Genomic DNA, 11,129 nt, shown 5'->3' with positions numbered 1-11,129 from the left:
GGCTTTTGGCGCGGCAATCAGTCCGCCACCAGTCGCTGCAGTTGCGCCGCGTGCACGGCGATGTGGTCGGCTTCGGCGTCGGCGCGATCGGCGTCGTGGCGCGCCTGTCGGTGGCGATGTGCCGCAGCGACATTGCGCAGCAGGCGTTCGCGCTCCTGCAGCGCGCGCAACGCCACCCACAACGCCTGGTCGGTGCGTGCGTTCTGCGCCGCGTCGAGCGCGCCGATGGTGTACGCATGCCCGGTGTGGCAGCGATACCGCGGCGGCTGCGCGCCCTTGATCTCCCACAGCACGCCGCTGCATTCGGGACAGGTGATGCGCGAAGGCGTGCCGATGTCGTCGAGCGTGGCCATGGGGTTGTCTGCCTCCCCGATGCTGAGCCGGTGTTCCTCGATCAGTGCGGTTGGTACCGAAGGCTCCGCATCCACGCGCTGCGCCGCCATCACGATGAGGGCCTGCGCGATGTCGGCCGCCGGCAGCAGCGCGTCGAAGGCGACGTAATCGCGCGCGTTCTGCGGCATCTCCGGCGATTCGGCGTCGGCCGGATCCTGCACGATCGCCAGCCCGCCGCAGGCCTTGATCGCCTGCAATCCGGCGACGCCATCGTCGAGCAGGCCGCTCAGGAGCACGCCGATCACGTGCGGGCCCTTTGCGATCGCTGCCGAGCGGAACAGCGGATCGATCGCGGGCCGGGTGAAGTTCTCCTTCGCGTCCCTGCTCAGCCGCACCGCGCCGTCGCTGACCAGCAGGTGGTGGTCCGGCGGCGCGACGTAGATGACGCCGGGTTCGAGCAACCGGCCGGACGTCGGGAACATCGCCGGCAACGCGCCGCGCCGGTTCAGCAGTTCCGGTAGCACGCTGATGTGCGCGCCGATGTGCTGCACGACGAGGATCGTCGCCGGGAACTCGCGCGGCAGGCCCGCCACCACCTCCAGCAACGGCTTCACGGCGCCGGACGATCCCCCGATGACGATGACATTGCGTTGCGCCCAGCCCGGCATTCGCGGACGTCCGTTCCCGTGGAACCCGCAGCGTCGGTTACCGCGCGTGAGGCAGCGGTGGCGATGGGGTGACGATGGCGTTGGCGCGCGACGAGTCGCGCGAGTCAGCCGTCCGCGTGGGTCCAGCTCGATCGCGCGAGCTCGCGCACGCGGCTCCATGACGTCGTACCGCCCCAGGCGCTTGCGTGCCAGGCATCGACCAGCGACGGTTCGAGTTCGTCCCAGCTGAGCGTGGGGTGGTAGTTGCGCGCGACGCGACCGAGCGATTGCGCGAACACGCGCGTCGGCGTGGACACGCGCCAGCTGTGGATGGCGATGCCGCGCGCCTGGGGCCATTCGCAATCGCCGGCCAGGCCGCTGCCGTACCAGCACGCGGACAATCGCGATTCCACTTCGCGCAGTCGCGCCGTCGGAAACGCACGCCGGGCGTTGCGTCCCAACGCTTCAAGGAAGTAGCGCTGCATCGGCGTGATCGCGGCGGGCATGCAGCGATCGTAGACCGATCCGTCGGATGTGACGGACCTTCCATCGGCCAATCGTCTTGTCGAACGCGATAGGCGGCGCGTCATGTAACCGACATATCGCGTGCCGATGCGGCATGCGATCTGACACGACGGCACGCGATATGACGCGACGCTACGGTTGCGCGTCGTCCGCCGCCGCGCGCCACGCCTCGCGCACGCGTTCGGCCACTTGCGGCCATTCCAGCCCGGTGGTCACCGCGTACAGGTGCCACAGGCTTTCAGCGCGCGCCTGCACCGCTTCCCACGTCGTGTTGCCGTGCACTTCGCGAATGCCCTGGCCCACCGACCGGATCAATATCTCGTAGGAAGCCAATGCGGCTTCCGGATCATCTCTGCTCATTGCAACCAACATCCATGCGCGAGACACCGCAACGCGGCTTCGCGAAAAAAGGAACTGCACATGCGCCAGACCGGCGCGTGCATCGCATCGGATGTGAGCTCATCCCCGATCCCACTGCGATGCAATAAACCACAGCAAGCTGAACGATGCAAACGCGAAAGGTCACGCGCGCTCGAAATCACGGCCGTTTTCACGTGTTTTCGTGCGATGCGAGCCGGCGCTCCAATACCGCAGCGCGTCGTGCGCGAACTTGCCGATCGTGTCGGCAACGCAGCCGTCCGTCGGCTGCAAGCCCTGTTTTCACGTCAGTTGCTGCATCCATAGACTCGATTGCGATACTTGCGACAAAACGATGCGCGCACTGCACGAAGTGCAACACGCGCGTCGCAACATCACGCGAAACCCGCGCGTTCGCGCAATGCATCACGATGACGGCGGCTGCACGGCAGCACCGTGCCGTCGGACAGATGCACGCGCGCATCGCCCGTGTCGAGCGGCTCGATCGAGGCCACCTGCCCGAGGTTCACCATGTAACTGCGATGTATCCGTGCGAAGCGCGAAGGATCCAGTCGCTCCTCGATCGTCGCCATCGTGCAGCGCAGCGGATAGTCGTGGCCGCGCACGCGCAGGTTCACGTAGTTGCCCGCGGCCTGCAGCCATTCGATGTCGTTGGCGGCGACGAGGAATTCGCGACCGAGCTTGCGGATGAGGAAGCGCTCGGGACGTTCGACCGGCTCGACCGGCGGGCCTTCGTCGGGTTCGCCGAGCAGGCTCGCCTCGCCCTGCAGGCGTCGGCGGATGAAGCGGTAGCCTTCGACCAGCACCACCATGCTCGCGAAGCTGCGCACGTCCTTGAGGTATTCGTAGCCCAACTGCTCCAGCCAGGGTCCGAAGTCGTACTCCGCGCCGTGCGCCGCATAGACGACCTCGCGGATCGCGACCATGCCGAGCACGTGGGCCAGGTTGAACACGAGGCTGGCCAGCACATACAGCGGCAGCGTCCGGCGCCAGGTGTCCCAGTGAAGCGGCACGCGGCGGGTGAACCAGACCACGGCCGGCGCCAGCGCCAGCATGAGCACGGCGCTCGACCACTCCCAGGTCACCGGCTCCCAGGCGCCGAAATCCAGCCGGGTGCGGCGGATGTCCATCAGCACCGTCACGCTGTTGGCGACGGCATTGATGAGCGTGGTGACGACCCAGAAGCCGATCTCGAACGCGCGGCGCCGCGCATGCGACCGGAACGGGACGGGCGACGGCGTCGGAGCGGAGGGCGCATTCATCGAGCGGGATTGTAGGGGCACGGTGCCGGGGGTCCGTCCCGGCTCGTCCCTGCGGGCCCGCGATTCGTCCCAAAGCCCCGCCGGATGGTCACTTCACGGTGGAAGCCCGCGCTCGCGGAACCGAATGTGGCTGCAACTTCCCTGCAGGAGCACGCCGCCGTGAGCCGCCGCTATTTCCTCGACTGGGTCCGGATCGGCGCCTTCGCGCTGCTGGTGCTCTACCACGTCGGCATGTACTACGTGACCTGGGACTGGCACGTCAAAAGCCCGTTCGCGAGCCACGCGCTCGAGCCGTTCATGCTGATGACCTCGCCGTGGCGGCTGTCGCTGCTGTTCTTCATCTCCGGCGTGGCGACCGCCTGCCTGCTCGGCAAGACGCCGCAGGGCTTTCTGCGCAAGCGGTCGTGGCGGCTGCTGGTGCCGCTGATCTTCGGCATGCTCGTCATCGTCCCGCCGCAGTCCTATTACGAAGTGGTCGAGCGGCTGCCCGGCGGGTACCACGACGGCTACCTCGCCTTCTGGGCCCGCTACCTGCAAAACGACCAGAACTTCTGCCGCGACGGCGACTGCCTTGACGTGCCGACCTGGAACCACCTGTGGTTCGTCGCCTACCTGTGGGTCTACACGGTGGTGCTGTGCCTGCTGAAGTGGATCGCGCCGGATGGACTCTCCCGCGTGTGCGACCGCATCGCCGGCGTGTTCGGGCGCGGCGTCGGCCTGCTGCTGTGGCCGGCGCTGTTCCTGATCGTGGCGCGAATCACGATGTTCGACCGCTTCGAATCGACGCACGCGCTGGTGGACGACTGGTACAACCACGCGCAGTACCTGCCGCAGTTCCTGCTGGGCTTCGCGGTGGCGAAGTCGCAGCCGGTGTGGGATCGCTTCGCCGCGTTGCGCTGGCAGGCCGCCGTGCTTGCGGTGCTGGGCTACGTGGCGATCGTCGTGTACTTCAGCGCCTACAGCGGCGACGTCACGCCGCCGGACGCACTGCGCACCACGATGCGCGCTGTGTGGGGCACGTTCCAGTGGACGGCGATCGTGGCGATCATCGGCTTCGCGGCGCACTGGTCGCCGGGCGACAGCCGCGCGCGTCGCTACCTGACCGAAGCGGTCTTCCCGGTCTACATCCTCCACCAGACGATCATCGTCGTGCTCGCGCACAACCTGCAGCCGCTGGCGCTGCGTCCGGCAGTGGAAGGACCGTTGCTCGTGGTGGCGACGTTCGCACTGGCGTTCGCGGGATTCGAACTCGTACGCCGCATCGGATGGATGCGCCCGCTGCTGGGACTGGGCCCGCGCGAGCCTCGACGCGAAGCGAATGCAGTGGCGGATGCGGCGTAGCTGCCGCTTCCTCACCCGGCGCGCATGAAATCGCTCACCCAGTTGCTTTCCCACGTCTTGCCGCCGTCGGCGGAGCTGGATTGCTCCCAGCGTGCGGACGTGGGCGTGATGCGCGACCACGTCACACGCGTCTTCACCGGGCGACCCGCGACGGTGTCGTCGCCGATGAACGTGCCGACGTCGCCTTCGAAGCCGCCCCGCACGGGCGCGGCGATGTCGGTCGGCGTGCGGCCATCGAGCCACCAGCTCGACCACTGCCGGCTGGCTTCATCGAACGAGCGCAAGCCGACGCCGCGCACCGTGCCGCTGGGAAAGTCCATGACGTTGTCGCCGACGTTGCCCTTGCCGCCGAGCACGGGCCAGTTGACCAGCGTGCCGCCGAATTCATCCCACTGGTCGCTGCCGACGAGGCGTTCGCGCAGGCGGCGATGGCTGACCTTCCAGCGTCCGACGAGGAAGTCGAAATCCTTCGGCGCGTCGGCAAGTTTCGGCAGCGCGTGCGGCTGCGGCGAGGTGCGCGTGAAGTAGTTGCGCCAGTTGACCTCCCAGCTTTTGCCATCGTCGGGCGAGAACGCCTGCTCCCACCACGGCCGCGCACCGTGCACGTCGTGCCAGCGGAAGCGCATGACGATGGGGCGATCCTTGAAGGTGTCGCGGCCGACGAACTCGGCGTGTTCGCCCTTGAAGGCGCCGCGCACGGGCGGATCGATATGCGTGGGATTGCGGCCGTCGAGCCACCAGATCGCCCACGTGCGGGCGACCGGATCGAAGGCGCGCACGCTCAGTCCGCGATACGTGCCCGATGGAATGTCGACGATGTTGTCGTCCACGTTGCCGAGCCCATCCATCGTCTGCCAGAAGGCGCTCTTGCCGGGGAACTCCTCCCACTCGTCGCTGCCGGCGAGGCGGTCCTTCAGGCGCCGATGCCACACGTCCCAGGTGCCGACGAGCCATCGCCAGTCCTGCGCATGGGCCGAGGCCTGCGCGATGGGCGGAGCGAACGCAAAGGCGGGCGATACGAGCGAGCACGTCGCCGCGCCCGCGGCCGCGGCAAGGAACCGGCGGCGTGAGTCGAAGCGGGCGTCGAGCCCGAAACCTGCGTCCTGAAGATCGCGCGTGAAGGATGGTCCTGGCATGGGTGGCGCTCCTGTCCGGCGGGGAACCGTGCGCCGATCATGGGGACGGCGGGATTGCGTTGACCACCCGAAATGCGGCCCGCACACTCAGCCAGACTTATGGTCAGCGACCGCCGATTCCCTTCGCTCGCCGCGATCCGGGCCTTCGAGGCCGCCGCCCGGCTGGGCAGCTTTTCCCGGGCGGCGCAGGAGCTGGACACCACGGCCGCGTCGGTGAGCTACCACGTGCGTCGCCTGGAACAGCAGATCGGCGTCGCGCTGTTCGTGCGCCATGCCAACCACGTGATGCTGACGCGCGGCGGCGAGATCGTCGCGCGCGAGGCCATCGACGCCTTCGCCGCGTTGCGCGCGAGTTTCGTGCAGGCGGCCGAGGTCGACGACACCCACCTGTCGCTCACGACGTTGCCTTCGCTGGGCACGAGCTGGCTGACGCCGAAGCTCGGCCGGTTCCGCACGCGCCATCCGGACATCGCGCTGGAACTGGATCTGTCGGCCGTTGCCGAAGACCTCACCGACGGCCGCTACGACGCCGCAATCCGCAACGGCCATGGCCACTGGCCCGGCCTGCGCGCAGTCGAACTGTTGCCCAGCCTCTTCATGCCGCTGTGCGCGCCTTCGCTGCGCGCGGCGGTGGCGGAGCTGGGCCGCGACCCGCGCACGCCGTTGCCGGTGCCGCTGCTGGGCCGTCCCGACTGGTGGTCGCGCTGGTACCGCGCGCTCGGTTTCGATGCGGACATTCCGCCCGGCCGCTTCGGCACGCAGCTGTCGGCGGAATACCTGGACATCGCCGCGGCGATTGCCGGACAGGGCGTCGCGATCGGCTCGCCCATCCTGTTCCGCAACGAAATCGACGCCGGCCGCCTGGTGCCCGCGCACGAGCTGGTGGTCAGCGACGGCCGCGCGTTCTGGTTCACCTACCCCGCGGCGCGGCACGACAGCCGCAAGATCGCGCGCTTTCGCGAATGGCTGGAAAGCGAGGCCGCGCGCGACCGCGATGCGGCCCGCGCCTTCATCAGGCGGAGCGTGGTCGTGGAGGCCTGACGGCGCGGGCAGCCCTCTTCCACGTGCCCGATTCGAGCGGAGTGTTAGCTTATTGGGCTTCTCCCAATGGTTGATGAGCTGCGCATGCCGAATCTCGGAACGGTGCTGAAGGCTGAAATTTCCCGACTCGCACGCAAGGAAGTTCGTGCGGAAGTTGAAACGCTACGGAAAGCCAGCGGCACGTATCGCCGGGAAATCGCCGAATTGAAGCGTCAGGTGGCGCAGCTGGAGCGCCGGCTGAAGCAGGCGGCGAAGACGCGCCCGGCTGCGGCGGCGAGCGCGCCGGAAGGCGAGGACACGGGTACGCGCATGCGCTTCAGCGCCAAGGGCCTGCAGTCGCTGCGCGCGAAGCTGGGCCTGTCGGCCGCGGATTTCGGCGCGTTGGCCGGCGTGAGCGGCCAGTCGATCTATCACTGGGAACAGGGCAAGTCCGTACCGCGCAAGTCGCAGCTGCCGAAGCTGGCGAGCCTGCGCGGGCTGGGCAAGAAGGAAGCACGGGCGCGGCTGGAGTCGCTTTCCTGATCCAGCCCGATGGCATCCCCGCGAAGGCGGGGATGCCATCGTTTCGCAGCGGCATCGTAGAAGTCGGACGGCAGGACCTGCGCGCTCAGGCGGGCTCCTGGTTCCATGTCCTGCTGGCTTCCTGCGTGATTTCGCGCAGGCGCTGGACCAGGCGGTCGGCTACATCGTTGACGGTCTTCCACTCGGGAACCGGCACGGTGTTCGGCTCGTAGTAGCGGAATCCGTGCGTGGAATAGACGTCGTTCAGGACCCCGATCGCCGTGCGATGGTCCGCGGCGAACTCGACATAGCTGTTGAGGTCCAGCGCATCGGCCGCGTCGAGCATGTAACCGAGGTCGTGCCCATACGGCTTGAATTTCAGCTGCTCCATGGGAATTCCCTTCGCCAGCAGGAATGCCTTCAGGCCCAGCTCGATCGAATGCCCGATCAGCGTGTGGCTCGCCATCACGCTCTCGTCGGCGACCACGTTCGCCGCATCCATGAACTCTTTCGCGTAGTGCAGCAGACCTTCCGGACTCGTGCCCATGTGATGTTTTTCCTCGCGGCAGGGTTCGAACGCTAACAGAGAAGCGTTCCACCGCGGGATTCATTTCGGCGACTGGCAGCTGGACGTGGGCATCGGCCTGCCGTTGACGTGCCGCTGGCCGGTTCGTTGTCGATCCCGAACGCGCCTGACCGCTACGCGCGCCTTTCAACGTTGACTATCCCGGGTGCTGTCGGTCAGAGGAAAAGCGGGCGACGTATCGATGTCATCCGCAACCGTTCGCATCGTCGTGCGAGGTTGCCTTACGCTTCGGTTGCACGAAGAAGTGCCGACTACCGGACGGTAGTCATACGTCGAAAGGATGAGCCGGTCCTGGCTGGAGAACGGTTAGGATGGGCTCCTGCGCGAGGGGACTCCGCGCACGCGATCAACCCCACACGATCAGACAGCCTACGGGGGCTGTGGTGCGCCATCTCCTGGCAGTCCTTTCCGGTCTTGCGATGCTGCTGTGCGCGGCGGCCGTGCATGCGCTGGATCCCAACGTCGGGATCAACCAGTTCCGACACACACGATGGACCGCCGAGGACGGCGTGCCGCTGGGCATCTATGCCCTCGCGCAGACGCCCGATGGTTTCCTCTGGACCGGCAGCGACAGCGGACTGCATCGCTTCGACGGCGTGCGCTTCGAGGTCGTCCCCGCCCGCGCCAACGGCGCGCGCGTGGGCGAGCCGGTGTCGGCGTTATTGACGGCGCGCAACGGCGACCTCTGGATCGGCTACCAGTCCGGTCGCATCGCACTGCTGCGCGACGGAACGCTGATCGACCGCTCGCCGGCGGCTAGCGACCGATGGGTGTACCGCTTCCTGGAGGACCGCTCGGGCGCGGTCTGGACCATCACCGGCAATTCGAACCACCCGTTCATGCGTTATGCGGCGGGCCGCTGGGAAAGCATCGGCGCGCAGTGGGGCATCACCGCGCCCTCCGCATGGGGCATCGCCGAGAGCCGGGATGGACGCGTCTGGGTTTCGGACGGCGCCAGGACGCTGGTGCTGGCCCCCGGTGAACGGAGCTTCCGCAACGTGGGCATTGCGGGCACCCGCGGCGATGGCTACAACGAGGGCCTCGCGACAGACCGCTCCGGGCGCGTGTGGCAGTCGAGCGGCGTCGAAGGCACGCGCCGGTTGCCGTCGGTTCCGCTCGCACGACCGGACGTGCCGCCCTTCGCCACGGTGCCCGCCGCATCGGCGACGCATTCGTACCGGACGTTCCTGTTCGATCGCGACGGTTCGATCTGGGGTGTCACGTATTCGGCGGGCATGTTCCGGATCGCGACGCCCGACGCCCTGTACCGCGGCGGCCGTCCCGTCGAGGAAACCTTCACCGCGAACGACGGCCTGTCTTCCGATCGTGCGTTGTCGATCCTGGAAGACCGCGAAGGCAATCTCTGGATCGGCACGAGCGCGGGACTGGATCGCTTCACGCCGGCCAACGTGCGCCCGGCGACCGACATCCCCGCATATTCGCGATTCGGCTACATCGTGATGGGCGCGCGCGACGGAACCGTCTACGCCGCCGATTCCGACAGCCTGTACGGGATTTCGCCGAAGGGCATCACGACGCGGCTGCTCGATGGCCTCAACAACCCGCAGGCCCTGTGCGAGGACGCGATGGGCGTCGTCTGGTTCGCGACCAGCGATGCCTTCTTCCGCGGCGTCGGGCAGCGTTTCGAGCGCATCCCCACCGACAAGCGCCGCAATGTGCTGGACTGCGTGGCGACGCCGGACGGGCGCCTGTGGTTCAGTCGCACGCGCGGCGGCATCACGCGCTACGAGAACGGAAGCTGGACCGACAGCCTGCCCGATGGACCGGACGGGCCGCTCAAGGTCACCACGCTGATCGCCTACCGCAACGGGCTGCTCGCCCACGTGCGTTCGCGCGGGCTGGTCTACATGGAACTTCCCGACACCCGCGTGGTGTGGAACAAGGACGACATCCCGGGCGGCGAGATCACCGCGTTGCAGCCGTTGGGCAACGATGTGCTTCTCGCCAGCGTGGGCGGCATGGCGCGGCTGCGCGACGGGACGATCACGCCGCTCGGACGCGACGCTCCCTGGCTGCAGGGCGTCGTCGGGATCGCGGACGACCGGCTCGGCTACACCTGGATGCTTTCGCGTGCCGGCATCGCGAGGGTGTCTCGCGACGCCCTCGCCCGCGCCTTCGACGACCCGGATGCGCCGCTGCACGCGCAGCTGTTCGATTTCGACGATGGCCTGAAGGCGCCCGCCGTGACGGGCTATTCGAGGAACAGCGCCGTCCTCGGTGGCGACGGCGTGCTGCGCTTCCTGACGACGGACGCGATCGTGCAGGTTCAGCCCGCGCGGCTCGCGCGCAACCGCATGCCGCCGCCGGTGAGCATCACCGGACTCGCGTTCGGGTCGCAGCGGTTGCGCGATCCCGCGTCGGCGACACTGCCCGCGGGTGCCTCGCGGATCGAGATCGACTACACCGCGCTGAGCCTGACGGTGCCCAGGCGCGTGAGGTTCCGCTATCAGCTGCTCGGCGTGGACGACGACTGGGTCGAGGCCGGCAACCGCCGCCAGGCGTTCTACACCAACCTCGCGCCGGGCGATTACCGGTTCCGGGTCGTCGCGGCGAACAACGATGGCGTGTGGAACCCGCAGGGCGCGTCGCTCGATTTCACGGTGCCGCCGACGTTCATCCAGTCGATGTGGTTCAAGGCGCTCGTCGTCGCCGCGCTCGCGCTCGTGCTGTGGATGTTCTACGCGCTGCGGCTGCGCTACGCGACGGCGCGCCTTCGCGATCGTTTCGATGCGCAGATGGCGGAACGCAACCGCATCGCGCGCGACCTGCACGACACCCTCCTGCAAGGCATGCAGGGCATGCTGCTGAGCTTCCAGGCGCTCGCCTCGAAGTTGCCGCAGGACGCGGCGCTCCGCCAACAGATGGAGCGCGTGCTCGATCGCACGCAGGACACCATCCGCGAAGGGCGCGACCGCATCCACCAGCTGCGCGATCCCGAAGCGAGCACGATGGACCTGGCCGAGGCGCTTGGGCGGCACGCGCAGGAACTTGCGGCCGAGCACCAGCTCGTGTGCGACATCACCGTGCCGTTGCCGCCGCGACCGCTTCAGCCCGTCGTCTACGAGGAGCTGCGCCAGATCGGGCGCGAGGCGATCAGCAACGCCTGCGTGCATTCAAACGGCACGCGCGTGGACATCCGCCTGACCTACGGCGATTCCGGTGTCGTCCTGACCGTGCAGGACGACGGCATCGGCATCGCAGATGACCGGATGGGCGTGGAGCGCCACTGGGGCCTGAAGGGCATGCGCGAACGCGCACTGCTGATCGGCGCGACGTTGTCCATCAGCGGCAGGTCGGGCGGCGGTACGGAGGTCAAGGTCGGCATCGACGCGGACGCGGCGTACCCCAGGCATTGAAC

General features: G+C 68.0%; 11 protein-coding genes. 4 read left to right on the top strand and 7 right to left on the bottom strand.

The window, feature by feature from the left end:
- Window positions 1-17: 17 nt before the first annotated feature.
- The 5 genes from DX912_RS03485 to DX912_RS03480 form a co-directional block, all read right to left on the bottom strand.
- Window positions 18-1,001: a chemotaxis protein CheB gene (locus DX912_RS03485; RefSeq protein ID WP_267896489.1), complete on the bottom strand. Its 984-nt coding sequence runs from the start codon at window positions 999-1,001 to the stop codon at window positions 18-20.
- A 104-nt stretch (window positions 1,002-1,105) separates the two neighbouring features.
- On the bottom strand, window positions 1,106-1,486 hold the full coding sequence (locus DX912_RS18300) for a hypothetical protein (protein WP_181902694.1): 381 nt from the start codon (window positions 1,484-1,486) through the stop codon (window positions 1,106-1,108).
- A 151-nt stretch (window positions 1,487-1,637) separates the two neighbouring features.
- Window positions 1,638-1,865, bottom strand: a complete 228-nt coding sequence (locus DX912_RS18130) for a hypothetical protein (protein WP_147298552.1) — start codon at window positions 1,863-1,865, stop codon at window positions 1,638-1,640.
- 162 nt (window positions 1,866-2,027) lie between these two features.
- Window positions 2,028-2,156 (bottom strand): hypothetical protein, encoded by a 129-nt coding sequence (locus DX912_RS18685; protein ID WP_267896488.1) that lies wholly within the window; start codon window positions 2,154-2,156, stop codon window positions 2,028-2,030.
- A 101-nt stretch (window positions 2,157-2,257) separates the two neighbouring features.
- A complete protein-coding gene (locus DX912_RS03480) occupies window positions 2,258-3,145 on the bottom strand; it encodes a LytTR family DNA-binding domain-containing protein (protein ID WP_115841093.1) in 888 nt (295 codons plus the stop codon).
- Window positions 3,146-3,304: 159 nt separating this feature from the next.
- On the opposite strand from DX912_RS03480, the gene DX912_RS03475 reads away from it, so the two are divergent.
- Complete coding sequence (locus tag DX912_RS03475; protein WP_233433463.1) at window positions 3,305-4,486, top strand: acyltransferase family protein; 1,182 nt, start codon at window positions 3,305-3,307, stop codon at window positions 4,484-4,486.
- A gap of 11 nt (window positions 4,487-4,497) precedes the next feature.
- Here DX912_RS03475 and DX912_RS18490 read toward each other — a convergent pair whose 3' ends face one another.
- Window positions 4,498-5,622 carry a hypothetical protein gene (locus DX912_RS18490; protein WP_220340756.1) on the bottom strand — a complete coding sequence of 375 codons (1,125 nt, stop codon included), beginning with the start codon at window positions 5,620-5,622 and terminating at the stop codon, window positions 4,498-4,500.
- 99 nt (window positions 5,623-5,721) lie between these two features.
- Between DX912_RS18490 and DX912_RS03460 the strand changes: the two genes are divergently transcribed.
- Both DX912_RS03460 and DX912_RS03455 read left to right on the top strand, forming a co-directional pair.
- Complete coding sequence (locus tag DX912_RS03460) at window positions 5,722-6,663, top strand: LysR substrate-binding domain-containing protein (protein ID WP_115841091.1); 942 nt, start codon at window positions 5,722-5,724, stop codon at window positions 6,661-6,663.
- A gap of 84 nt (window positions 6,664-6,747) precedes the next feature.
- Window positions 6,748-7,185 (top strand): helix-turn-helix domain-containing protein, encoded by a 438-nt coding sequence (locus DX912_RS03455; protein ID WP_181902693.1) that lies wholly within the window; start codon window positions 6,748-6,750, stop codon window positions 7,183-7,185.
- 85 nt (window positions 7,186-7,270) lie between these two features.
- On the opposite strand, the gene DX912_RS03450 is transcribed toward DX912_RS03455, so the two are convergent.
- Entirely contained in the window at window positions 7,271-7,711 is a 441-nt protein-coding gene (locus tag DX912_RS03450) for a HEPN domain-containing protein (protein ID WP_115841090.1), read from the bottom strand.
- A 422-nt stretch (window positions 7,712-8,133) separates the two neighbouring features.
- Between DX912_RS03450 and DX912_RS03445 the strand changes: the two genes are divergently transcribed.
- Window positions 8,134-11,127, top strand: coding sequence for a sensor histidine kinase (locus DX912_RS03445; protein WP_181902692.1), 2,994 nt, complete (start codon window positions 8,134-8,136; stop codon window positions 11,125-11,127).
- Window positions 11,128-11,129: the final 2 nt, after the last annotated feature.

The sequence above is a fragment of the Lysobacter soli genome, from assembly GCF_003382285.1.
Taxonomy (GTDB): Bacteria; Pseudomonadota; Gammaproteobacteria; order Xanthomonadales; family Xanthomonadaceae; genus Lysobacter_J; species Lysobacter_J soli.
Note: the sequence above shows the minus strand (reverse complement) of the source record. Positions and strands in the feature narration are given on the sequence as shown.